The sequence below is a fragment of the Gammaproteobacteria bacterium genome (assembly GCA_016195665.1).
GTDB lineage: Bacteria > Pseudomonadota > Gammaproteobacteria > SURF-13 > SURF-13 > JACPZD01.
The window spans coordinates 1-23067 of sequence record JACPZD010000040.1 but is presented as its reverse complement, the minus strand read 5'-3'; the positions used below and the strand labels follow the sequence as shown (position 1 = coordinate 23067).

The 23067-nt window shown below is 58.0% G+C and carries 22 protein-coding genes and 3 tRNA genes; 9 read left to right on the top strand and 16 right to left on the bottom strand.

Annotation, left to right across the window (positions count from 1 at the left end):
* The first annotated feature begins 20 nt into the window (after nucleotides 1-20).
* A complete protein-coding gene (dksA, locus tag HY028_11685) occupies nucleotides 21-461 on the top strand; it encodes an RNA polymerase-binding protein DksA (protein MBI3345491.1) in 441 nt (146 codons plus the stop codon).
* 131 nt (nucleotides 462-592) lie between these two features.
* Here the strand turns inward: dksA and HY028_11680 are convergent, their stop codons facing one another.
* The 11 genes from HY028_11680 to HY028_11630 form a co-directional block, all read right to left on the bottom strand.
* Entirely contained in the window at nucleotides 593-889 is a 297-nt protein-coding gene (locus HY028_11680; GenBank protein MBI3345490.1) for a DUF3579 domain-containing protein, read from the bottom strand.
* Between the two features lie 112 nt (nucleotides 890-1001).
* The gene (locus HY028_11675; protein ID MBI3345489.1) at nucleotides 1002-2909 is read right to left on the bottom strand and encodes a SurA N-terminal domain-containing protein; all 1908 of its coding nucleotides are present in this window, start codon (nucleotides 2907-2909) and stop codon (nucleotides 1002-1004) included.
* A gap of 294 nt (nucleotides 2910-3203) precedes the next feature.
* A tRNA-Asp gene (locus tag HY028_11670) sits at nucleotides 3204-3280 on the bottom strand.
* Nucleotides 3281-3286: 6 nt separating this feature from the next.
* Nucleotides 3287-3362 (bottom strand) — tRNA-Val (locus HY028_11665).
* Nucleotides 3363-3373: 11 nt separating this feature from the next.
* Nucleotides 3374-3646 carry an HU family DNA-binding protein gene (locus HY028_11660; GenBank protein ID MBI3345488.1) on the bottom strand — a complete coding sequence of 91 codons (273 nt, stop codon included), beginning with the start codon at nucleotides 3644-3646 and terminating at the stop codon, nucleotides 3374-3376.
* 240 nt (nucleotides 3647-3886) lie between these two features.
* The gene (gene lon / locus HY028_11655; protein ID MBI3345487.1) at nucleotides 3887-6328 is read right to left on the bottom strand and encodes an endopeptidase La; all 2442 of its coding nucleotides are present in this window, start codon (nucleotides 6326-6328) and stop codon (nucleotides 3887-3889) included.
* Nucleotides 6329-6450: 122 nt separating this feature from the next.
* Nucleotides 6451-7752: an ATP-dependent Clp protease ATP-binding subunit ClpX gene (gene clpX / locus HY028_11650; GenBank protein MBI3345486.1), complete on the bottom strand. Its 1302-nt coding sequence runs from the start codon at nucleotides 7750-7752 to the stop codon at nucleotides 6451-6453.
* A gap of 145 nt (nucleotides 7753-7897) precedes the next feature.
* Nucleotides 7898-8521 carry an ATP-dependent Clp endopeptidase proteolytic subunit ClpP gene (clpP, locus tag HY028_11645; GenBank protein MBI3345485.1) on the bottom strand — a complete coding sequence of 208 codons (624 nt, stop codon included), beginning with the start codon at nucleotides 8519-8521 and terminating at the stop codon, nucleotides 7898-7900.
* Nucleotides 8522-8558: 37 nt separating this feature from the next.
* The gene (locus HY028_11640; protein MBI3345484.1) at nucleotides 8559-9878 is read right to left on the bottom strand and encodes a trigger factor; all 1320 of its coding nucleotides are present in this window, start codon (nucleotides 9876-9878) and stop codon (nucleotides 8559-8561) included.
* 61 nt (nucleotides 9879-9939) lie between these two features.
* A tRNA-Leu gene (locus tag HY028_11635) sits at nucleotides 9940-10021 on the bottom strand.
* Nucleotides 10022-10208: 187 nt separating this feature from the next.
* Nucleotides 10209-11468, bottom strand: a complete 1260-nt coding sequence (locus HY028_11630; protein ID MBI3345483.1) for a UbiH/UbiF/VisC/COQ6 family ubiquinone biosynthesis hydroxylase — start codon at nucleotides 11466-11468, stop codon at nucleotides 10209-10211.
* Nucleotides 11469-11595: 127 nt separating this feature from the next.
* Here HY028_11630 and HY028_11625 point away from each other — a divergent pair, with 127 nt between their 5' ends.
* From HY028_11625 to HY028_11615, 3 genes are read left to right on the top strand one after another with little or no spacing between them, the layout of a single operon-like run.
* Nucleotides 11596-12744 carry a homoserine O-acetyltransferase gene (locus HY028_11625; protein ID MBI3345482.1) on the top strand — a complete coding sequence of 383 codons (1149 nt, stop codon included), beginning with the start codon at nucleotides 11596-11598 and terminating at the stop codon, nucleotides 12742-12744.
* The gene (gene metW / locus HY028_11620; GenBank protein MBI3345481.1) at nucleotides 12744-13367 is read left to right on the top strand and encodes a methionine biosynthesis protein MetW; all 624 of its coding nucleotides are present in this window, start codon (nucleotides 12744-12746) and stop codon (nucleotides 13365-13367) included. Before HY028_11625 ends, metW begins: the two co-directional genes overlap by 1 nt.
* A 43-nt stretch (nucleotides 13368-13410) precedes the next feature.
* Entirely contained in the window at nucleotides 13411-15378 is a 1968-nt protein-coding gene (locus HY028_11615) for an amino acid permease (protein MBI3345480.1), read from the top strand.
* Between the two features lie 52 nt (nucleotides 15379-15430).
* Here the strand turns inward: HY028_11615 and HY028_11610 are convergent, their stop codons facing one another.
* From HY028_11610 to xth, 5 genes are all read right to left on the bottom strand, one after another.
* Nucleotides 15431-16741 (bottom strand): hypothetical protein, encoded by a 1311-nt coding sequence (locus tag HY028_11610; GenBank protein MBI3345479.1) that lies wholly within the window; start codon nucleotides 16739-16741, stop codon nucleotides 15431-15433.
* Between the two features lie 411 nt (nucleotides 16742-17152).
* The gene (locus tag HY028_11605; GenBank protein ID MBI3345478.1) at nucleotides 17153-18427 is read right to left on the bottom strand and encodes an MFS transporter; all 1275 of its coding nucleotides are present in this window, start codon (nucleotides 18425-18427) and stop codon (nucleotides 17153-17155) included.
* Between the two features lie 15 nt (nucleotides 18428-18442).
* Nucleotides 18443-18736 carry a type II toxin-antitoxin system RelE/ParE family toxin gene (locus HY028_11600; protein ID MBI3345477.1) on the bottom strand — a complete coding sequence of 98 codons (294 nt, stop codon included), beginning with the start codon at nucleotides 18734-18736 and terminating at the stop codon, nucleotides 18443-18445.
* Entirely contained in the window at nucleotides 18733-18957 is a 225-nt protein-coding gene (locus HY028_11595) for an addiction module protein (protein MBI3345476.1), read from the bottom strand. Before HY028_11595 ends, HY028_11600 begins: the two co-directional genes overlap by 4 nt.
* An 83-nt stretch (nucleotides 18958-19040) precedes the next feature.
* The gene (xth, locus tag HY028_11590; protein MBI3345475.1) at nucleotides 19041-19814 is read right to left on the bottom strand and encodes an exodeoxyribonuclease III; all 774 of its coding nucleotides are present in this window, start codon (nucleotides 19812-19814) and stop codon (nucleotides 19041-19043) included.
* A gap of 217 nt (nucleotides 19815-20031) precedes the next feature.
* Here xth and HY028_11585 point away from each other — a divergent pair, with 217 nt between their 5' ends.
* The 5 genes from HY028_11585 to HY028_11565 all read left to right on the top strand — a co-directional run bounded on the left by HY028_11585 (nucleotide 20032) and on the right by HY028_11565 (nucleotide 22834).
* Nucleotides 20032-20229, top strand: a complete 198-nt coding sequence (locus HY028_11585; protein ID MBI3345474.1) for an AbrB/MazE/SpoVT family DNA-binding domain-containing protein — start codon at nucleotides 20032-20034, stop codon at nucleotides 20227-20229.
* A complete protein-coding gene (locus HY028_11580) occupies nucleotides 20230-20640 on the top strand; it encodes a type II toxin-antitoxin system VapC family toxin (protein ID MBI3345473.1) in 411 nt (136 codons plus the stop codon). It abuts the gene before it with no gap.
* Nucleotides 20631-20930, top strand: a complete 300-nt coding sequence (locus HY028_11575; protein MBI3345472.1) for a hypothetical protein — start codon at nucleotides 20631-20633, stop codon at nucleotides 20928-20930. Before HY028_11580 ends, HY028_11575 begins: the two co-directional genes overlap by 10 nt.
* Before the next feature lie 19 nt (nucleotides 20931-20949).
* Nucleotides 20950-21591 carry an orotate phosphoribosyltransferase gene (pyrE, locus tag HY028_11570; protein MBI3345471.1) on the top strand — a complete coding sequence of 214 codons (642 nt, stop codon included), beginning with the start codon at nucleotides 20950-20952 and terminating at the stop codon, nucleotides 21589-21591.
* 67 nt (nucleotides 21592-21658) lie between these two features.
* Complete coding sequence (locus tag HY028_11565) at nucleotides 21659-22834, top strand: transposase (GenBank protein MBI3345470.1); 1176 nt, start codon at nucleotides 21659-21661, stop codon at nucleotides 22832-22834.
* Nucleotides 22835-23067 lie beyond the last annotated feature (233 nt).

Sequence of the window (23067 nt, the reverse complement as noted above, 5' to 3'; positions counted from 1 at the left end):
CGGTATCAGGAGACAAGTAGATGGCGGTAACCAGGATGAGCGGCTCCAAGAGCGCCGCGCTAGGCTTCGCACCCTACAAGGAAAAGAAGGGTGAGGAGTACATGAATGAGAAACAGGTACAGCATTTCCGGGAGATACTCCTGGCCTGGAAACGGGAGCTCATGGAAGAGGTGGACCGCACCGTTCATCACATGCAGGATGAGGCCATCAACTACCCGGACCCGAATGACCGGGCCAGCCAGGAATCGGAGATCACGATGGAACTGCGCGCGCGTGACCGCGAACGCAAGCTCATCAAAAAGATTGACGAGTCGCTGGTCAAACTCGACATGAACGATTACGGCTTTTGCGATGCCTGCGGTGTTGAGATCGGCATCCGGCGCCTGGAGGCGCGTCCTACTGCGACGCAATGCATAGACTGCAAGATTTTGGACGAGATCCGCGAAAAACAGATGGCTTGATGCTATCCGACAGGCTGAAAAATATATCGTCAACCGCCAAGGTCACCAAGGAAAAAACTCTTGAATTATAGAGAAAAAATCTTGGCGTACTTGGCGTCTTGGCGGTTCAATATGGATTGATCAGAATTTCCCTAGTTTTTAGTTTCCAGATCCACGCATTCCTCATGGACACGCAGCCGGTTCGACTTGGCGAAATTAAGAATGTACTCGAAGGCGGCCGGATCTTTTTCGTGCAGCGCCGTATCCACCACCAGACACTTCTCGCCGTTGACAACCTTGGGTTGAGCCGTCTTGGAATAATGCAAACGATGATCCGGCCCGAAGGTAGCTAAAGAGGTCGAGATCCGTTCTATCCAATCGCTGGGTCTGAACTTTTTACCGTCCTCATTGACACTTTCAATTACTAACTTACATTCTTGCTTCAGCATACCTTCCTTCAACTTCAGTGCTTCCATGATCTACCTCTGGGTAGCGCATTTTACAGAAAATTAGACATAGTATAAATAACTTGGTTCAGGTCGAGGCTTTTCCCTTTTTCACTCAAAGCTTATCGGGGTGAATGACGATCTTTGCCTCGTTTTTAGCCTCCGCGACGAGCAGATCATATTCGCTTTGCGCCAGATTGCGCTGCAATTCGCGCTTGAGCGCGGTACGGGCGGCGGACTCCATGCCGGCAGGGTCACCCTCACGCACCGCGTATACCGCCGGCACCGCGTAATCGCCGCTTTCCAGAGACTCCCCACCCACAGCGGGGAGGGCATCCTTGGCCGGCTTGTTCAATCTGAAGGCGGCACGCACGATCTGCGGGTTGATTTTGGTCTCATCGCGCCCGATCAGGCCGGATTTGACCCATTCAACCCGGTACTCCTTAGCTATAGCGGCAGGGTCTTCACCTTTCTTGAGCCGCTCCATGAAGACCTCTCCGGCTGCGCGCGCCTTGGCCTGCGCCATCTCGGTGCGCAACTGCTCGACGATGGTCTGGCGCACCTCTTCCAGGGAGCGTTGCGCGGCCGGTTTGTGCTCCTTGACACGCAGCACTACCAGCCGGTTATCGCCTGTCTCGATGGGCTCGCTATTAAAACCACGCTTCAGGATGTCCTCGCTGAACGCCGCCGTCACAACCTTGGGGTTGGAGGTAATTCCTTCCCCGCCCTTGCGGTCAAATAAGTCGCTGCTCTGTATGGGCAGTCCCAGTTCTTTGGAGGCGACGGCCAGGGTATCCGGGTTTTCAAAGCTGAGGTTGGTGAGCGGTTCGGTTTTTTCAAAGAACATTTGTTGCGTCTTGCGCTGTTGCAGTTCCTTGACCAGATCAGGGCGCACCTCGGCAAATCCCTTGGTCACCGCCGGTTTGATCTCTGCGAGCTTTATAATGTGAAAACCGAACGTACTCCTGACCGGTTCGCTCAATTCGCCGGCCTTGAGGCTGAACACGCGATCCTCGAAGGCCTTGTCCATCGCGCCCTTGCCGAAAAAGCCCAGGTCGCCGCCCCGCGGGGCCGAGCCGGGATCCTGTGAAACCTCTTTGGCGACCTTGGCGAAGTCCTCCCCCTTTATCAGCCGCTGACGGATTTCCTCCGCCTTGGCTTTGGCGGCAGTCACAGCGGCCTCATCGGCCGCCTTGTCCACGGTAATCAGGATATGGCTGGCGCGGCGTTGCTCGGGGGTGGCGTAAGTGGCCGCATGCTCTTCGTAGAGTTTATGCAGCTCCTGTTCGTCAAGGATGATCTGTGAGGCCAGCGCCTGCGCGGACAACTCTATATATTCAATGCTGACCTGCTCGGGGCTCGCCAGTTGCTCCCGGTTTTGTTCATAATATTTTTGGACGGCCCCCTCATCGGGATTTACGCCCTCCTTGAAACTGGCCCAGGGCAACACCAGGTAGCCGATGTCACGCTGCTGATTCTTGATGCGTATCGCCTGATCCAGCTCGGCTGGCGTGATGATCGAGGTGACGGTCACACCGGTATTTAATTGCTCCATGATCAAACCCTGGCGCAGTTGCGATTCCAGGCCCTCCGGGGACAGCCCTTGGGCGCGCAACGCCTGCTGGAAAAGCTGCGGAGAAAACTGGCCGTTCTCCTGGAATTGAGGAATAGCGCCGACCTCCTGGGCAAGCTGGGCGTTGCTGACGCGCAGCTTCAGGGCCTCAGCGGTTTGGCGTATCACCTCGTCGCGGATAAGATTATCGAGCACGGTCTGCTTGATCCTGGTCTCATCCTGGGAGTTGAAATCGCCGCCGAGCTGCGCACGCAACCGCTGGCGCTGCTGGTCATAAACACGCTGAAAGCGTTGCTGGGTGATGTCTACGCCGTTGACCGTGGCGACATTCACGCCGGCGCCGGCGCCCTCATATTCTTGAACGCCCCACAGCGCAAAGGGGATGATAATGAGCCCAACGATTATCCATGCCAGCCAACCCTGGGCACGGTCTCGAATGCTTTGTAACATCAGCTAGTCTCCAAGCTTCGGGTCGCTCATACGCATCCATGCGTCCGCGACATTCGCAGAACCCTTCGCTGCGCTCTTCCCTGTGCAGCAGAGTATTTTGACCAAGAACGTATCCATAAATAATTTACCGCGGAGGACGCAGAGGAATGCCCTCAAGAAAGGTTTGTTTCTTCTCCGCGCCCTCCGCGGTGAAGCCTTTTTATCTCGGGGGACGCAGGGGAACTATTTATGGATATGCTCTAAGCCCTTAATAAAAAGGGCGCACCTGACGGAGCGCCCTCATGACAACCATAGTGGCGGAGTGGACGGGACTCGAACCCGCGACCCCCTGCGTGACAGGCAGGTATTCTAACCAGCTGAACTACCACTCCTCATGCTGGTGGGTGCTGAGGGGATCGAACCCCCGACATTCGCCGTGTAAAGGCGACGCTCTACCAGCTGAGCTAAGCACCCAAGGAAGCCGATCAGTTTACGGTATCCTTGAGTGCTTTACCAGCCTTGAAGGCGGGTACTTTGGAGGCCTTGATCTTGATTGCGTCCCCGGTGCGGGGATTGCGTCCGGTACGCGCTGCGCGCTTGCGCACCAGGAAGGTCCCAAAGCCCACCAGCGTGACTTGGTCGCCCTTCTTGAGGGCCTTACCGATCGCTGCAATGACGGCGTCCAAGGCGCGGCTGGAGTCTGCTTTGGAGATATCGGCTGAGGCGGCTACTGCATCTATGAGTTCGGCTTTATTCACTTTTATAACTCCCCTCTTTAGTAGGTCAGGATAAACGTTGGGTAGTGTACTGCGCATTACTAATGGACTTTATACCAACTGCGCGAAAGCCGTGTCAAGCCAATGAGAGAAGATGTTATGAACTTCGATAAGCTTGGCTGAGAATATTCGCAACGGTAATGTTACGCCAACGCTGCGCGAGACGCCTCGCGCAGCGTTGGACAAAAAAAGAATTTCCTTTGCAGATGAGTGTGTTAGATCTTAATGCGTAGTAAGCGCATTAACAGGGGCAGGCTCCACCGCCGCTTCGTGTTCAACGACTGCGGGGACTTCTGCTGTCTTATCCTCGCCAACGGCGCCCGGCACGCGCTGCAGGGCAATCTGCAGGACCTCGTCTATCCATTTTGCAGTGCGTATATCGAGACTTTGTTTGATATTCTTCGGAATCTCGGCAAGGTCGCGGCGATTTTCCTCGGGGATGATGACCACACCGATCCCGCCACGGTGGGCGGCCAGCAATTTTTCCTTGAGCCCGCCGATCGGTAGGACTTCTCCGCGCAGGGTGATCTCGCCGGTCATCGCCACATCGGCGCGCACCGTAATGCCGGTGAGGGCGGACACCAGGGCCGTGCACATCCCTACGCCCGCGCTCGGACCGTCTTTCGGCGTAGCGCCCTCCGGCACGTGGATGTGGATATCGTTCTTCTGGTAAAAATCGGGGTTGATGCCCAGCGCCGCCGTGCGCGCGCGCACCACACTCATGGCCGCCTGGATGGATTCCTTCATCACATCGCCGAGCTGCCCCGTATTGGTGAGGGTGCCTTTGCCGGGCATGACCGCCGCTTCGATGGTCAGCAACTCGCCGCCGACCTCGGTCCAGGCGAGACCGGTGACCTGGCCGACCTGGTCGCGTTCCTCGGCGCGCCCGTAACGGAAGCGCTGCACGCCGAGATATTTTTCCAGATTACGGGGTGTGATCGTGATCTTTTTATCATTTGGCTTGAGCAGGATCTCTTTCACCACCTTGCGGCAGATCTTGGAGATCTCGCGCTCGAGGTTACGCACGCCGGCCTCGCGGGTGTAAAAACGGATCACATCGCGGATCGCCGCTTCCTGGATGGCGATTTCGGTGGCCTTGAGACCGTTGTTCTTGATCTGCTTGGTCAATAAATAGCGCATGGCGATGGCGATCTTCTCATCCTCGGTATAGCCGGGGATGCGGATGACCTCCATACGATCGAGCAGCGGGCCCGGTATGTTCAGGGTGTTCGCCGTGCACACGAACATGACGCCGGAGAGGTCGTAATCCACCTCCAGATAGTGATCGCTGAAGGTATGGTTCTGTTCGGGATCAAGCACCTCCAGCAACGCGGAGGAGGGATCGCCGCGGAAATCCATCGCCATCTTGTCCACTTCATCCAGCAGGAACAGCGGATTGCGCGTACCCACCTTGGCCATGTTCTGGATAAGCTTGCCCGGCATGGAGCCGATATAGGTGCGGCGATGACCGCGGATCTCGGCCTCGTCGCGCACGCCGCCCAGCGACATGCGTATGAATTTGCGGTTGGTGGCGCGCGCGATGGACTGCCCCAGCGAGGTCTTGCCTACGCCGGGCGGGCCCACCAGGCACAGCACCGGGCCCTTCGGCTCGTCAACGCGCAACTGCACCGCGAGATATTCGAGGATGCGTTCCTTGACCTTGTCGAGCCCGTAGTGATCAGCCTCCAGGATCGCCTCGGCCTTGGCCAGGTCGCGCGAGATCTTGCTGCGCTTCTTCCACGGGACGTTGACCAGCCAGTCCACGTAGTTACGCACCACGGTCGCCTCGGCCGACATCGGCGACATCATCTTGAGCTTGTTGAGCTCGGTGGTCGCCTTGGTCTTGGCCTCCTTGCTCATGCCCGCCTTTTCGATCTTCTGGGCAAGCTCTTCGAGCTCGTTGGGCGCCTCATCCATCTCACCCAGTTCCTTCTGGATGGCCTTCATTTGTTCGTTGAGATAGTACTCGCGCTGGTTCTTCTCCATCTGGCGCTTGACGCGGCCGCGGATGCGCTTCTCGACCTGCAGCAGATCAATCTCCGACTCCATGATGCCCATCAGGTGCTCGAAGCGCGCGCGCACGTTATCCATCTCCAGGATGGCCTGCTTCTCTTCGAGCTTGAGGGTCATGTGGGCGGCCACGGTATCGGCCAGCCGGCCGGGGTCGTCTATGCTGGCGAGCGCGGAGAGGATCTCCGGCGGGATCTTTTTGTTGAGCTTGACGTACTGGTCGAATTGGGTGAGCACGGAACGCGACATCACCTCGACCTCACGCTCGTCCATGGCGAGCGAGACCATCTTGCCGACCTGGGCGCTCAGATAATCGTGGGCGCGCACCACGTTGACGATACTGGCCCGTTCGGCGCCCTCGACCAGTACCTTGATGGTGCCGTCAGGCAGTTTCAGGAGCTGCAATACGCTGGACAGCGTGCCGACCTTGTAGAGCTCGTCTATCTGCGGGTCGTCCACCGCGGCGTTCTTCTGGGCCACCAGCAAGATCTGCTTGTTGCCCTCCATGGCCGCTTCCAGGGCCTTGATGGACTTTTCCCGGCCTACAAAGAGGGGAATAACCATGTGCGGGTAGACCACCACGTCGCGCAGCGGCAATACCGGCACCACGATGATCTGGTCATCGGTTACAGTAGCGGGTATGTCTTTTTCCATGTAGGGGCCCTTTGGGTTAGGTCGGACTGCTCGCAGAGGCTTCCAAATTCGGAAGCTCTCTAGCCATTAACGGCAGTTAACAACAACTCTTTAGACCGAGATGGGGCCTATTGATGCCTAAATCAAGCGGGTTTGTTTTGATGTGTCGCCGTCCGCTGCTGATCGCCGCCCGCGCCATCAATAATCATCAAGGGCTCGGACTGGCCGTTGATGACGCCCGCGTCCACCACCACCTTGCTGACCTTGCCGAGCGAAGGCAGATCGAACATGGTGTCGAGCAGCACCTTCTCCAGGATGGATCGCAGCCCGCGGGCACCGGTTTTACGCTCCATGGCCTTGGTAGCCACGGCGCGCAAGGCGTCATCGCGGAACTCGATGTCGGTGCCTTCCATTTCAAACAGTTTGCGGAACTGCTTGGTGATGGCGTTGCGTGGCTCGATGAGGATGCGCATCAGCGCATCCTCATCGAGTTCATCGAGCACCGCCACCACCGGCAGGCGGCCGACGAATTCGGGGATGAGGCCGTATTTGATGAGATCTTCCGGCTCCACGCTGTGCAGGATCTTGTTGGCGCCGCGCTTATCGCTTTTGGTCTTGAGTTCGGCGGAAAAGCCGATGCCGCCCTTCTCCGAACGGTCGCGGATCACCTTATCGAGACCGGAAAACGCGCCGCCGCAGATGAACAGGATGTTGCGCGTGTTGACCTGCAGGAACTCCTGCTGGGGATGCTTGCGGCCGCCCTGCGGAGGCACCGAGGCGATGGTGCCCTCGATCAGCTTGAGCAGGGCCTGCTGCACGCCTTCGCCCGATACGTCGCGGGTAATCGAGGGGTTGTCCGATTTGCGCGAGATCTTGTCTATCTCGTCTATGTAGACAATGCCGGTCTGCGCCTTCTCGACGTCGTATTCGGCCTTCTGCAACAGCTTCTGGATGATGTTCTCCACGTCTTCGCCGACATAGCCCGCCTCGGTCAACGTGGTGGCGTCGGCGATGGTGAAGGGCACGTTGAGCAGGCGCGCGAGGGTCTCGGCGAGCAGGGTCTTGCCCGAACCGGTGGGACCGATCAGCAGGATATTGCTCTTGGAAATCTCGATGTCGTCTTTCTTTTGCGCGGATTCCAGGCGTTTGTAGTGGTTGTACACCGCCACCGCGAGGATCTTCTTGGCTCGGGTCTGGCCGATGACGTACTCATCCAGTATCTGTTTGATCTCATGAGGCGTGGGCAGCTTGTTGCCGCGATTGGCGGCAAACTTTTCCTGCACCTCTTCACGGATGATGTCGTTGCAAAGCTCGACGCACTCGTCGCAGACAAACACCGACGGACCGGCGATGAGCTTACGGACTTCATGCTGGCTCTTGCCGCAGAATGAGCAATACAGCAGCTTATCGCTGCCTTCACCGCCGCTGTGCTTGTCGTCTATCATAGCTGTTTCGTCTTCGCCTATAACCCTGTTTTACTTACCCCCACCCTGTCCCTCCCCCTGAACAGGGGGAGGGAACGTATAGGAGAGTATCGCCTTAAATGAACTGCTTAGTAACTATAAAATTGCTACTTGGCGCACAATCCTGCTATGCGCTTTTGACCTGCCGTTCAGTCAATACGGCATCAATCAGGCCATACTCCTTGGCGCCCTCTGCGGTCATGAAATTATCGCGGTCGGTGTCTACGCGTATCCGTTCTATCGTCTGACCGGTGTGCTTCGCCAGAATCCTGTTGAGGCGTTCTCTTACTAATAATATCTCACGGGCATGGATGTCAATATCCGTGGCCTGGCCCTGAAAGCCTCCCAGCGGTTGATGAATCATGATCCGGGAGTGCGGCAGGCAATAGCGCTTGCCCGCCGTGCCGCCCGTAAGCAGCAGCGCACCCATGCTGGCGGCCTGCCCGATGCACATGGTGCTGACATCGGGCTTGATGAATTGCATGGTGTCGTAGATCGCCATGCCGGCGCTCACCGAGCCTCCCGGTGAATTGATATAAAGGTGAATGTCCTTGTCCGGGTTCTCCGACTCGAGAAACAGGAGCTGGGCGACGATCAGATTGGCCATGTGGTCTTCAACCTGGCCCACGATGAAGATCACCCGCTCCTTGAGCAGGCGGGAGTAGATGTCGTAGGCGCGTTCGCCACGGGCGGATTGCTCCACCACCATGGGCACCAGATTGAGACTGGTGGTGTTGACGGCGCCTCCCATATTCCTGGTATCGGTCATCGTTTTACGTCCTTTAGCGTTAGAGCCTGCTTGTGCCCGGCAGTTCAGGGTGAATTATCGCATCAAAGCTGGAGGCGACCGTGGCCACCTCGGCGTGCTTGAGCAGCCATTCCACAACCTGATCCTCCAGCACCAGCGACTCGATCTGATTCAAGCGCTGAGGTGTACCATAATACCATTGTATGACCTCCTGGGGATCCTCGTAGGTCGCCGCGACGGCCTCGATACTGGCGCGCACCTGGGCGGGGTCCACCTTGATACCGTTGTTCCTGATGATCTCGGCGAGCAGCAGACCCAGGGCCACCCTGTGCCTGGCCTGGGATTCGTAGGCCGCACGTTGTGCGGCAATATCTTCTGCCGCAGCGGGCGGCAGACCGCGTTTATTGCGTTCGCTATTGAGCAGAGTGGCCGCCTCGTTCTCAATCAGGGCCCTGGGGATCTCAATCGGGTGGGCCTCATAGAGCCAGTCTATCACCTGCTGTTTTATTTTATCTTTGACGGCCTGAATCAGTTCGCGCTGCATGTTGGCTCGCACCTCGACACGCAATTCGTCGAGCGAACCGGACTCTATGCCGAAGTCGCGGATAAAGGCCTCATCTAATTCCGGCAGGATCGGCTCAAACAGCGAGATCAGCTTGATGCGATAGCGCTCCGTTTTGCTGGCGCGCGCCGGGTCGGGATGATTAGCGGGAGCGGTTTTCTCGATAACCACATCAGACCCTGCTTTCAGGCCCAGCAGCTTTGCTTCGATGTCCTTGCCCAGTATGCTGGCGCCGAGCACCACGCTGGTCTGGCTGTCGGGGCCGACCTGCTCGCCCTCCTCGTTCAGCAGCGTGAAGCTGACCTGTAGCTGGTCTCCGTCACGCGCCTCCCGATCGGCGGGTTGCCAGCCCTGGCGCTGCTTGCGCAGGGTCTCGAGCATCTTGTCCACGTCCTGCTCGGTAATCGCCGCCTCGGGCTTGGTGACCTTGAACCCTTCGAAGGAGGCGAGATTGATCTCAGGGTAGACCTCGAAGGTGGCCTTATAGCTCAGACCCCGGCCGGGTTGCCCTTCAACGCTCTTGATGTCGGTACCGCCCGCCGGACGCAGGTTTTCCTTGGCAACGGCCTCCTCGAAGCTGCTGCGGAGGGTATCCCGCACCACCTCCTCGCGCACCTGACCCTTGAAACGCTGCTCCACCACCTGCAGCGGCACCTTGCCGGGGCGAAAACCGTCCAGCTTGACCCGGCCGGCCAGCGACTTGAGGCGCTTCTGGACCTCTTGCGCAATATGTTCTTCGGGCACCTCGACCGTGATAGAACGCTCAAGACCTTTTGTGGCTTCAACTGAAACGTGCATCGCTTACTACCTCATTGTCATCAATATTGGGTGGCGGACAGGTTTTTTTAAGGTGTCAGTGTGCGAAAGGAGAGACTCGAACTCTCACGGGTTGCCCCACTGGCACCTAAAACCAGCGCGTCTACCGATTTCGCCACTTTCGCATTGTTCTAGTATACCGCGATAGCCTTAGAGCATATCCATAAATAGCTCCCCTGTGTCTCCCTTGCGATGAAAAGGCTTCACCACGGAGGGCGCGGAGGAGAAACAAACCCTTCTTGAAGGTATTCCTCTGCGTCCTCTGCGGTAAATTATTTGTGGATAAGCTCTTAGTCTGCACAAAGCAGGCCATTAGCACATCGTCTCATTCAGACCGCTCCGCGCCCGCTTGGGTAAATCCCCCGCCATGCCCATGGCGAGGCGCATGATCATATTCTTCACAGGCCAGGCGCGGTCCGTGAGGGCAAGCCCCTGGCTGCGCGCCCAGCGCAGCGGGGGCAGGTTGGCCGCAAACAGTCGTTTAATCCCCTCCAGCGCCGCGATCATGATGAGATTATCACCCTTACGCCAGCGCTCATAGCGGCGCAACACCCTGAGCGCGCCGATGTCTTTGCCTTGAGAGCGGGCCTCGCCCAACACCTCGGCCAGCGCCGCCGCGTCGCTGATACCCAGATTGACGCCTTGGCCCGCGAGCGGATGAATGGTGTGGGCGGCGTCGCCGATGAGCGCGAGGCGCTCCTTGACATACTGGTCGGCATGGATGAGCCGGAGCGGAAAACTGAGCCGAGGCCCGGCCTCGAGTATCTTGCCCAGCCCCAAGCCCTGATAACCGTGCACGGGCGGAACACCCAGAGCCTTCTGCAATTCGTTTACAAAGGCGTCGTCGCTCAGAGTGAGCAAGCGTGCGGCCTGCTCGGTGGGAAGCGTCCAGACAATGGACGATGAGCCATCGGCAAGCGGCAGAAAGGCCAGCGGGCCGCCCGGCAAAAAGCGCTGCCAGGCGGTCTCGTGATGGGGGTGCGACGTGCGCACCGTCGCCACCAGGGCGGTTTGATGGTAATCCCAGCCGCGCGTCGTGATGTCCGCAAGACGCCGTCCCGTCGAATCCGTCCCGTCGGCGCCGATGAGCAGCCTGGCGTCAAGTAGCCGCCCGTCATCGAGCGTCAGCGTGACGCGCTCCCCCCGCCAGGTTGCGGTGGCGATCCGCGCGGGACAGTACATATCTATTGCCGTGGAATTGTGCAGCTTCTCCCATAGCGCCACCAGAATCACACTGTTTCCGACGATATAACCCAGCGTATCCATGCCGGTATCGGCGCTGTCGAAGTGGATGTTGCCAGAGCCGCTGGCATCCCACACCTGCATCTCGCGAAACGGGCTCACGCGCTGCGCGGTCATGGCCCGCCACACGCCCAGCGACTCAAGAATCCGCACCGAGCCGCGGCTGATGGCGCTGACGCGAGGGTCTATCCGTTCAGTAGAGGCCTCGGGCTGTTTGGCCTCGATCACCGCCACACGCATGCCGCCGCCACTCAGCGCGCAGGCCAGCGTCGCCCCGACGATGCCGCCGCCGGCGATGGCTACATCATAAATGTTTTCAGTTTGATTCATAGCAATGCTCAGGCGTAATGTCTTATGTTACGCGCATCAGGTCAAGGCGTATTTCCACGCCTGTTGCGCTGTTATGCAGTAGTCATTAGACTGAGCGGCCACTTGGACAATAGACCGTTACGCTGAGATGCCCATTACGATTCCGGCCGATTCGGCCGGACTGGTCACGCCGAAAACGCTGCGCTTTGATGAACCGCTGGCGCTCGACTGCGGGCGCACGCTCGACAACTACGAACTGATCTATGAGACCTACGGCGAGCTGAACGCCTCACGCAGCAACGCGATTCTCATCTGCCACGCGCTCTCCGGCGATCACCATGCGGCAGGCTTCCACAGCATGGCGGACAAAAAACCGGGCTGGTGGGACAGTTGCATCGGCCCGGGGAAACCCTTCGACACGCGCCGCTTCTTTGTGGTCTCTCCCAATAATCTCGGTGGCTGCAAGGGCTCCACCGGCCCGACCACCGTTAATCCGGCCACCGGCAAGCCTTACGGCCCGGACTTCCCCATCATCACGGTGCGCGACTGGGTGAACAGTCAGGCGCGCCTCGGCGCAGCATTGGGAATCAAACAGTGGGCGGCGATCATCGGCGGCAGCCTCGGCGGGATGCAGGCCCTGCAGTGGGCGATGGATTATCCCGACGGCCTGCGCCATGCGATTGTGATTGCCGCGGCGCCCAAATTGTCCGCCCAAAATATCGCCTTCAACGAGATCGCGCGCCAAGCCATCATGTCCGATCCAGACTTTCACGCGGGGCATTACTATGAACAGGGTGTAGTGCCGCGCCGCGGACTGATGCTCGCCCGCATGTTGGGTCATATCACCTATCTCTCCGATGATGCGATGCGCGCCAAATTCGGACGCGAGCTGCGCGAGGGCAAACTCAGTTTCGGCTTCGACGTGGAGTTCCAGGTCGAGAGCTATCTGCGCTACCAGGGGCAGTCGTTTGTCGAGCGCTTCGACGCCAACACCTATCTGCTGATGACCAAGGCGCTCGATTACTTCGATCCCGCCGCGGAATTCGATCATAGCCTCTCGGCGGCGCTTAAGCGGGCGACGGCGCGTTTTCTGGTGCTTGCGTTCACCAGCGACTGGCGCTTCCCGCCCGCGCGCTCGCACGAGATCGTGCACGCCTTGCAGGATAATGATCTCGACGTGAGCTATGCCGAGATCGCCTCGCAAGAGGGACACGATGCCTTTCTCATCCCTAACCCGCGCTATCTGGCGATCCTGCACGCCTATCTCGGCCGGATCGCCAAAGAGGTCGGCGCCTGATGGTCTTACGTCCCGATCTCGAGATCATCAGCGAGTGGATCGCGCCTGACAGCCGCGTGCTCGACCTGGGCTGCGGCGACGGCTCACTGCTCGCCTATTTGCATGCCAGCCGCAGGGTAAACGGCTACGGCCTGGAGATAGACGAGGACAAAATCCTGAAGTGCATCGAGTCCGGGGTCAACGTGATCCAGACCGACCTCGACGCCGGGCTGTCCGATTTCGACGCCGATTCGTTCGACTATGTGGTGCTGTCGCAGACCTTGCAGGCGGTGTTCTACCCTGAGCGCTTGCTGGACGAAATGCTGCGCGTCGGTCGCGAGGGCATCGTGAGCTTTCCCAACTTCGGCTACTGGCCGAACCGCCTGCAGATCCTGTTCGGCGGCCACATGCCCGTGTCGCGCAATCTTCCCAACGACTGGTACAGCACGCCGAATATCCACCTCTGCACACTGAAGGATTTCGAGCGCCTGTGCGCAAAAAAGGGCATCATCATATTGCAGCGCACCGTGGTGGATCAGGCGCACCGGACCAATTGGTGGATGCGGCTGTTGCCCAATCTGCTGGGCGAGATTGCGCTGTACCGCTTTCAACGCCGGCCGCCCGAGTCGAGCGGGAACGCTTGAGCGCTGGCCAGTCATGCCGGCGTAAGATATTTCTCACCAAATCATGTTGAGTTTCTCCCGCATACGCCAACTGCTTGTAGGGGCGCCGCGTAATCCGCTCGAGCCCGGAACGCGCCGGCACATATTGCTGGTGGCTTTCCTGGCCTGGGTCGGGCTTGGCGCGGATGGACTTTCCTCCTCCGCCTACGGGCCGGAACTCGGCTTCCTCGCCCTCGGTGAGCATACGCATCTCGGACTTTATCTCGCCGTCGTTACCGCACTCACGGTGTTCATCATATCGCTCGCCTACAACCAGGTGATCGAGCTGTTTCCGTCGGGCGGCGGCGGTTACAAGGTGGCAACGCAACTCATCAGCCCACACACCGGCCTGGTCTCCGGCGCCGCGCTCATCGTGGACTATGTACTCACCATTGCAATCTCGATTGCGAGCGGCGTGGACGCCCTGTTCAGTCTGTTGCCGCTCTCGGCACAGGCATGGAAACTGGAAACCGCCATCGCGCTTACGCTGCTGTTGATCGTGCTTAACCTCCGCGGTATGAAGGAGTCCATCAAGGTGTTGATGCCCATCTTTCTGGGTTTTGTGCTCACGCATGCCGCGCTCATCGTGTACGGGATTTTAGCTCACGCCGAGCGCCTGCCCAGCCTCATCCCCGACACGATTCAGGAAACAATGAATTTGAACCAGCAGGCGGGTTGGATATTCGTTGTCGCATTGTTTTTGCGCGCCTACTCGCTGGGCGGCGGTACGTACACCGGCCTCGAGGCAGTGTCAAACAACGTCAACACGCTGGCCGAGCCGCGCGTACGCACCGGGCGCTGGACGATGTTTTATCTGGCAACATCACTTGCCTTTACCGCGGGAGGAATCATTCTGCTGTATTTGTTGTGGGACGCGAAACCCGTCGCCGGCCAGACACTCAACGCCGTGACGTTCGGTTCCATCCTGAGTGGCCTGCAATGGCAGGGTTGGGACGTGAGCCACGCGCTGCTTTTGATTGTGATGGCGTTGGAGGCGGGTCTGCTGTTTGTCGCCGCCAACACCGGCTTCCTCGGCGGCCCCGCGGTGCTTGCCAATATGGCGGCGGACTCCTGGGTGCCGCGGCAATTCCTCCATCTCTCCGGCCGTCTGGTCACGCAAAACGGCGTGTTGCTCATGGGGCTCACGGCGCTGGCGGTATTGATATGGAGCGGGGGCAGCGTCGGGACACTGGTAGTGCTTTACAGCATCAATGTGTTCCTGACCTTTTCCTTGTCGCTGCTGGGCCTGAGCGTTTATTGGTGGCAGCACCGCTTCGATGAAAGAAAATGGCGCTGGCGTCTGCCGTTGTCTCTGCTCGGTCTTACCGTCACGGGCGGCATGTTGCTTGTTATGGTGGTGGAAAAATTCACCGAAGGCGGCTGGGCGACGGTGTTGATCACCAGCATGGTGATTGGAATCTGCCTCGTGATCAAGCGCCATTATGAAGAGACGCGGACACAGTTACGTGCGATCGATAAACTGTTTGCGACGGCGCCCATCGAGCCGGTGGAAAAACCTCCGCCGCTCGATCCGCAGCAACCGACGGCCGTGTTTCTGTCAGGTCATAGCCGCGGCGCCGCGATGCACACACTGCTGTGGGTGCAGCGCCTGTTTCCGGGACATTTCAAAAATTTTATTTTTCTCGGCGCGGGTGAGGTCGATTCGCAAAGCTACAGGGGGCAGAACACACTCGAAACACTTCAGTACGTCGTGCGGGCGGCGCTGAATCATCACGTCAACTACTGCCACAGTCGCGGCTGGGCGGCTGTATCCTACGAAAGCTACGGCACCGATCCAGTCGAGCAGCTGACGCAACTCGCGGAACAGGTGGGCAAGGAATTTCCCAACAGCATGTTTTTCGCGAGCAAGCTGGTGTTCGTGCACGATAACTGGTTGACGCGCCTGCTGCACAACCAGACTGCACTTGCATTGCAGCGGCGGTTGCATCTGCGCGGTATGCAGATGTTTATTATTCCCATGAAACTGGAATAAAAAACCCGGCAGCCTGCGCTGCCGGGTAGGCTGAACAATATTTCAAGCCGGCTCAGAAGGCCGCGTCAATACCGAATAGAACGTAACCCTCCTTCGTCTCATGGCCCACGAAGTCGGGATCATTATCCTTCTTCTGAAAATCCACCGTCGCCTCCATCACGCCTTTGACGTTGCGCATGAAGTAATACGAGGCGGTAGCGGTCAGGGCGTTCATCTTGATCCCCTCAAACACAGTGCCGGTATTCTTGAAACCGTCGTTGTTCGCGTAGTTATAGAGCAGCGAAAACGTCCAACGGTCGTTGTACACATAGTCCACGCCGGCAAAACCGCCGAACCAACTGTAGTTTTTGTCGGGGTCTTGATCCAGGAACTTGTCCCACTTGTTCCACAACGCCTGACCGAACCAGTACCACTGGCCGTTATCGCCGGAGATGTCCAGGCCGAACACGCGCTTATCGGTCTTGCGGCCGCCGGTCTGCGTGCCGGCGTTGCCTATGGCGATACTCTTCTGCTTACCGGTGAGTCCGAACAACCCGACCGAAACAGGGCCGAGCTTGCCGCCGAGGCGCCCGAACACGCTCTTGCCGCGGTCGTTGTCGAACATCCTGTCAGGGCGGTTGAACCCCGGACTGTTCACGTTGAAGTTTTGATCTATCCCGCTGCCGTTGACCACCCCCAACGCCAGTGTCAGCGGCCCCAGTCCACGGTCGAACAGCACGCCGCGATCATAGGTGATGCCCGCCATGCGGTAGACCATGAAGTCCTGCACGGTCAAGCGCGTCTCACGCTGGTACATCAGGTCGGAGAGCTGAAACTGGCCGAGCATCCCGCCGACGCCGGTGCCGCCTAAATCGTCATGCCGGAACCAGGCGTCTTCAATCACCGTACTGCCATTGTTCCCCTTCTCCGCGAAGATGCCGTAAAAATAATAGGTGATGTGATCCGACAATGGTGCGCTGGAGATCAGCTTGATAAGATACGGCGACTGGAAATCGAAGTTGGCGCTGTTGCCCGTCGGGCCGGTCACCGGGTCTATCTCCTTGCCCTGCCGCCCCGTCACGTAGGCCTGCGCGCGTATGGCGAACGGCGGAAACTTAGGCAGCGCGAGCATGTCGTCACCGATGTCCGCGGTAGTCTCCTTCCAGTTCGGCAGCCGGTAATTTTGGGAGATGAAGTCCTTGCCAAAGCTGTTGAGCCGGGGAAAGGCGGCATGACACGTGACGCAGGTAAGATTATATTGTCGCGCGAACGCCGGTATAGCCTGCGCTGATTGCGGAAACAGCATAACGCCAACCTGGAGTAACAGGACCAACGCCCCTGGAAAACGCCATTTTTGCAGCCAATAGATGAATTGTTGAGACATGAGATGATCCTCCTGAAGGTTTATTGGATGAAGGGTTTGCCTTGAACCTGGCGAACCAACGGCATGCCGGTGCGCCAGGAAGGTCACTTTATGCTAAGAAGCCCGCGGTCGCAGGGCATTGATGTAAATCAATGTTGCCGCCGATGTAATGCGCAGCGGACTTTACGATTAGGTTGGGGTAATAATTACTGCGGGGGACAGCGTTTAGCAGGCTGTTGAAAAACAGCCTGCGTGCGGTGCAGGGATGAACCGCCATTGTTCAAGCACGGTGTAGGTGCTTGAACAATGGAGCAAAGCAAAAATCGCACTTTTTGCTTTGTGCCGGGCAGGACGCCCCAATGCCGCGAGCGCAGGGATGCGCAGGAGCGGCCGTGTTGAAAAAGTCCATGGATGGGCTTTTTCAACAGTCTGTTAGGGAGGAGAAACCTGTTCGTGCTTCGTGTTGTTATCAAGGCTGTTGATACGAATCCGCATCTTCCGCAACAGCCACAGGCCGGGGAGCGCGGCGAGCGTGGTAATAAAGAAGAAAGTCACCCAGCCCAGGGAATCCGCAAGCAGACCCGCCGGCGGACCGAGATACTGTCTGCCGAACGCGGCCAGCGCGGAAAACAGCGCGAATTGCGTGGCGGTGTAGCGGTGATTGCATAACGCCATGAGCAGCGCGACAAAGGCCGCCGTGCCCATACCGCCGGTGACCTGCTCAAACACCACGGCCGTCACCAGCATCACATAGCTCTTGCCCACCCAGGCGAGCACCATGAAGCTGAGATTCGAGACCGCCTGCAATATGCCAAAGATCATCAAGGAGCGGTACAGTCCCAGCTTGGGCATCAGTACGCCACCGAACAACGCGCCCAGCAACAACGCAGCCAGCCCCAGCGCCTTGTTGACCGCACCCACCTCACTCAATGAAAAACCCACGCCGCGCAACAAAAAGGCGGTGCTCAAGGCGCCGGCGAAGGCATCCCCCAATTTGTACAGGACGATCAGCATCAAAATCCCCAGCCCTGCGGAGACGCTGTCACGGGTGAAGAATTCTTGCAGAGGCCCCCATACCGCCTCTTGCAGCGTGCGTGGCGGGACGACTTGTTGCTCGGGTTCCGGACCCCACAGCGTAGCCAGGACACCCACCGTCATCAGCGCCGCCAAAATGAGATAGGTCGTCCGCCAGTCAAGAAAATCGGCCATAATCAACGCGCCCGCACCCGACACCAGCATGGCGATGCGGTAACCGAACACCGAGACCGCCGCGCCCGCACCGCGCTCAACCGGGCGCAACACGTCGGCACGGTAGGCGTCGAATGCAATGTCCTGCGAAGCGGAGGTGAAGGCGACAAACAGGGCGAGCGCCGCCAAGGCCCACAACGCATGTTGCGGCGAACCCACTCCCATCGCCGCAATACCCAGCATGAGCGCAAGCTGCGTGGCGACCATCCAGCCACGCCGCCGCCCCAGCCATGGCGGCACAAAGCGATCCATGAACGGCGCCCAGAGAAACTTGAGCGTGTAAGGCAACCCCACCAGCGTAAAGATGCCGATGGTTTTCAAATCCACCCCCGCCGTCGTCATCCACGCCTGCAACGTGCCGCCGGAAAGCGCCAGCGGCAGGCCGGAGGAAAATCCAAGCAGCAGCACCACGCCCACGCGGCGGTTAGTAAAGATGGAGAGGTAGTCTTTAAGTATCACTTAAAATGGGTTTAATTAGAGCCTGCCCAGCCAATAACCAGGCTGGCGGCGATGATGCGCAACTGCCAATACTTGAACGGAGCCAGAAACCTCACGAAAATGTACTGTGTAGGGAAAACGTTTCATTCCGATACGCCTGATATCAGACGCCATTTCGATTGGATACCGGTGCGGCGCCTCACATACTTGCGCCATAATTTCTTCGAACTCCGAAAGGTAGGAAGCACCAAGCCCCGGTCTCTTCAACTCGAAGTAGGCAACGGACTCAAGGTGCTCAGCCTCTGCGGCTGGATGAAACACATAACTCACCGCAATAACGCCTGCGCCTTACGTCTAACCTCCTCTGCAGGAACAGGTTGTACAGTTCCTTCGTCTAATTCGCGTGCCCGCCGTTTGGCTTCCACCAACCAATCTTCGGCGATTTCGTTTTCAGACGGCGCATCAAGACTAAGCAATAATTTCTGTGCCAATTCGGCTCTCTCATTCTCTGATAGATGCAGAGCCTCGTCTTCGATTTGCTTCAGTTTCATATGTTCCTCCTACTCAAATTTATTTTGCTCTTAGGATGGGTGGAGCATAAGCGCAACCCATCACCTTCTCAAGCAACTTGCCATCACAAAGTATAATCATAATCTATCGTCAGCGGCGCATGATCGGAGAAGCGTTGTGCTTTATAAATCGCAGCGGCTTTGATCTTATCCACGAGTCCCGGCGTGATAACGTGATAATCAATGCGCCAACCCACATTTTTAGCCCACGCCTGGCCACGGTTGGACCACCACGTATACTGTTCCGGTTCCTGATTCACCACGCGAAACGCATCCACAAAGCCGAGCTTGCCGAACAACTGATCCATCCAGGCGCGCTCTTCGGGCAGGAAGCCGGAGTTTTTTTGATTTCCGCGCCAGTTTTTGAGGTCAATGTTTTTGTGCGCGATGTTCCAGTCGCCGCAGATGATGTATTCGCGTTTGCTTTTGCGCATTTTTTTGAGCACCGGGACAAAGCGCTTCAGGCAATCAAATTTCACCGCTTGCCGCTCCGGTCCGGACGAGCCGGATGGCAGATACAACGACACCACACTCAGGTTTCCGAAACGCGCCTCGATATAACGTCCTTCGGCGTCGAAATCCGGCCAGCCCAGGCCCATGATGACCTTGTCCGGTTTGCGTTTGCAGTACAGCGCGACGCCGCTGTAGCCTTTTTTTACGGCGTCGTGAAAATAGGAGTGGCAGCCATGCGGGTGCAGGGCCTCTTCCGGTAGCTGATGCTCCTGCGCCTTGGTCTCTTGCAAGCAAACGACGTCGGGTTTTTGTTTCAGCATCCAAGGGAAAAACCCCTTGATGCAAGCCGAGCGGACGCCGTTGACGTTGAGGGTGATGATGCGCATGCTCGAAGCCTACCTGAAATTGCACTGTGGCGCACCCCTTTGGGCGCAGATGCGAGCTGTGTCGGTTGCCCGCGCGAGCATTCAGCTTGGTCCACCTTATACAGAATGTGTGAAATTTACTATTTGACTTACATTTTCAATAATGGTATAAATTCAAACAACATCAGAAATAGAGGGTATCGCCATAGAAACTTACCTGACCGTTAAAGGACAGATCGTGATCCCGTCAAAGGTGCGGAGGAGGCTTGGGATGAAGGAGGGGACAAGAATCCAGATTGACGTGGACGAACAGACGCACAAGATTGTCCTCACCCCGATTACCCATGAGTATATCCAGAGCATGCGGGGGAAATACAAGGGCAAGGGGCTGCTCAAGGCGCTGGCGGCTGAAAAGAAGCGCGAAAAGGAACTCTAAATGTCACGTAAACCCAAGGCGCTCGTCCTCGATTCGTGGGCGGTGCTGGCCTACCTGGAGGACGAAAGCTCGGGTCAGAAGGTGGCGGAGCTGATCAGCGACGCCCATGAGCATGGAATACCGCTGCTCATGCCGGTCGTGAACGCCGGAGAGGTCTGGTACATCCTCGCGAGGGAAATATCCGAAACCGAGGCGGACAAGGCAATAGATGGGCTAAGGCTGCTTGGAATCGAATTTGCGGATGCTGACTGGAAGCTGGCGCGTATTGCCGGAACATTCAAAGCCAAGCACCGCATGTCCTTTGCGGATTGCTTCGCGGCGGCGCTGTCCAAGGAGCACAAAGCAGAACTGGTGACGGGTGACAAGGAATTTAAGCAAGTCGAACATGAACTAAAAATTAGTTGGGTTTAAAAACGGGTCGTGGCGGAGCGGACATCCGGGCGCTGCTAAAAAAGTCATTTAAATTTACCGCGCCGCTCACCGCCATCACTGCCGCCGTGGTGGGGGTGATACTCAATCTCGCGCTGTTTTTTGCGTATCATGTGTTCTGGCCGCAGGGGTTTGGCGCGAGTTTTGCGTGGTTTTCTGCGTTATTGAGCGCGCTGGCCTTTATTGCGCTCGTTCATTATCGCGCCGGCGTAGTCCCGGTGATTATCGCCTGCGGCACACTCGGCCTAGTGCATTCTCTACTATCAGTATAAACGGAGCCTCATTCAACGCATGCAAGACTATCAACGTGAATTTCTCGACTTCGCCCTGGAGATCGGCGCACTGCGCTTTGGCGAATTCACCCTCAAGTCCGGACGCGTGAGCCCGTACTTTTTCAACAGCGGCCTGTTCAACACCGGCGCGAGCCTGGCCCGCCTCGGCCGGTACTATGCAGCCGCCATCACGAACGAAGGGATCGCCTACGACATGCTGTTCGGCCCCGCCTACAAGGGCATCCCTTTGGTTGCGGCGGTCAGCATCGCCTTGGCGGAGCAGCACGGGCGCGATGTGCCCTATGCCTTTAACCGCAAGGAGGCCAAAACTCACGGCGAGGGGGGCATCACCGTCGGCGCACCGCTCGCCGGCCGGGTGCTGATTGTGGATGACGTGATTACCGCAGGCACCTCGGTGCGGGAGTCCGTGGAGATCATCGCAGCAACCGGGGCAAAGACTGTGGGGCTCGCGATTGCCCTGGATCGTCAGGAGCGCGGCAAGGGCGAACTGTCGGCAATACAAGAGACAGAGGCTCTTTATCGGCTAAAAGTAGTGAATATCGTCAATCTTGATGTTATCATCGACTATCTAACTCATCAACCGGATTGCCAAGAGGCCTTAGGCAAGATTCATGCCTATCGAAAACAATACGGGACGTAATTCGGCTAGACGCACCCGGCGCATTGCACTATAGTATGTTCAACTTTATAGGCTATTGGAGCACTACATGATAGACGGTGTATTAAACCTTTCCCTTTGGGGCTATGTCGCGGCGGCGCTGATCATGACCCACATCACCATCGCGGGCGTCACTATCTACCTGCACCGCCATCAGACGCATCGCGGACTGGACCTGCACCCTATCCCCAGCCACTTCTTCCGCTTCTGGCTGTGGCTGAGCACCGGCATGGTAACCAAGGAATGGGTGGCGATACACCGCAAGCACCACGCCAAGGTGGAAACCAAAGACGATCCTCACAGCCCGCAGATCTATGGCATCCGTAAGGTGTTCTGGCAGGGCGCCGAGCTGTACCGCGCTGAATCCAAAAACCAGGAAACCCTGGACAATTACGGCCACAATACGCCTGATGACTGGCTGGAACGCAATGTCTACACCAAGCACTCCGCCTTGGGTATAGCCATTATGTTTGTGATCGACGTGGTGCTGTTTGGCGCGGCCGGCATCACCATCTGGGCGGTGCAAATGGCCTGGATACCGGTCACCGCCGCAGGCGTGATCAACGGCATCGGCCACTGGTGGGGCTACCGCAACTATGAGTGCGCGGACGCCTCGAGGAACATCGTGCCGTGGGGCATCCTCATCGGCGGCGAAGAACTGCACAACAACCATCACTCCTTCGGCAGTTCCGCCAAGCTCTCCTCCAAGTGGTGGGAGTTCGACATCGGCTGGCTGTACATCCGCATCCTGGAAATACTGGGCCTGGCGCGCGTGAAGAAGGTCGCACCCGAACCGGTCATAGTGACCGCCAAACCCATGATAGACATGGACACCGTGAGGGCAGTCATCACCCACCGCTTCCGGGTAATGGCGCACTACGCTGAAGACGTGCTGGGGCGTGTCCACAAGGAAGAAGTACGCCTCGCCAATGGAACGTATCGCGCGATGTTAAAACGCGCCAAGGCCCTACTGGTGCGCGAGGAATCGCTCATGAGTGAAGAGGCCAAACACCGGTTGCAGAGCGTGTTGAGCGTCAGCCAGCGGTTGGAGATCGTGTATCAATACAAGCAGCGTCTGCAGGAAATCTGGCAGCGCTCCACCGCGACGCAGGAGCATCTGCTGCAAGCCCTGCAGGAGTGGTGCAAACAGGCCGAGGCGACCGGCATCCAAGCCTTGCAGGACTTTGCTCAACGGCTACGCGGTTATTCCTTGCAACCGGCCTGACATCACTCGGCACGGATAAAAAACCCGCCAACAGGCGGGTTTTTATTTCGATTGCGTCGCCATTTTTCGCGAAACCCGAAATGGATCCATCCGATTTCGGGAGCGAAAAATGGGCGGCGTGTATTGCCTCCGGCGGCCCGCGTTCGTCCTGCGTCCGCCACGTCGCTACACTTCGTTGCGCGACATGGCGCCCACAGTGACTCTACGCCGTGCCGGTTGCCTCCTATTTTGTC

Coding starts and splice junctions, on each gene's coding strand:
- pyrE (MBI3345471.1), top strand. CDS start 20,950: ATGCAAGACTATCAACGTGAATTTCTCGACTTCGCCCTGGAGATCGGC.
- HY028_11595 (MBI3345476.1), bottom strand. CDS start 18,957: ATGAAACTGAAGCAAATCGAAGACGAGGCTCTGCATCTATCAGAGAAT.
- HY028_11640 (MBI3345484.1), bottom strand. CDS start 9,878: ATGCACGTTTCAGTTGAAGCCACAAAAGGTCTTGAGCGTTCTATCACG.
- HY028_11630 (MBI3345483.1), bottom strand. CDS start 11,468: ATGAATCAAACTGAAAACATTTATGATGTAGCCATCGCCGGCGGCGGC.
- lon (MBI3345487.1), bottom strand. CDS start 6,328: ATGGAAAAAGACATACCCGCTACTGTAACCGATGACCAGATCATCGTG.
- HY028_11625 (MBI3345482.1), top strand. CDS start 11,596: ATGCCCATTACGATTCCGGCCGATTCGGCCGGACTGGTCACGCCGAAA.
- metW (MBI3345481.1), top strand. CDS start 12,744: ATGGTCTTACGTCCCGATCTCGAGATCATCAGCGAGTGGATCGCGCCT.
- clpX (MBI3345486.1), bottom strand. CDS start 7,752: ATGATAGACGACAAGCACAGCGGCGGTGAAGGCAGCGATAAGCTGCTG.
- HY028_11680 (MBI3345490.1), bottom strand. CDS start 889: ATGCTGAAGCAAGAATGTAAGTTAGTAATTGAAAGTGTCAATGAGGAC.
- HY028_11615 (MBI3345480.1), top strand. CDS start 13,411: ATGTTGAGTTTCTCCCGCATACGCCAACTGCTTGTAGGGGCGCCGCGT.
- HY028_11565 (MBI3345470.1), top strand. CDS start 21,659: ATGATAGACGGTGTATTAAACCTTTCCCTTTGGGGCTATGTCGCGGCG.
- HY028_11610 (MBI3345479.1), bottom strand. CDS start 16,741: ATGTCTCAACAATTCATCTATTGGCTGCAAAAATGGCGTTTTCCAGGG.
- HY028_11580 (MBI3345473.1), top strand. CDS start 20,230: ATGTCACGTAAACCCAAGGCGCTCGTCCTCGATTCGTGGGCGGTGCTG.
- HY028_11675 (MBI3345489.1), bottom strand. CDS start 2,909: ATGTTACAAAGCATTCGAGACCGTGCCCAGGGTTGGCTGGCATGGATA.
- xth (MBI3345475.1), bottom strand. CDS start 19,814: ATGCGCATCATCACCCTCAACGTCAACGGCGTCCGCTCGGCTTGCATC.
- dksA (MBI3345491.1), top strand. CDS start 21: ATGGCGGTAACCAGGATGAGCGGCTCCAAGAGCGCCGCGCTAGGCTTC.
- clpP (MBI3345485.1), bottom strand. CDS start 8,521: ATGGGAGGCGCCGTCAACACCACCAGTCTCAATCTGGTGCCCATGGTG.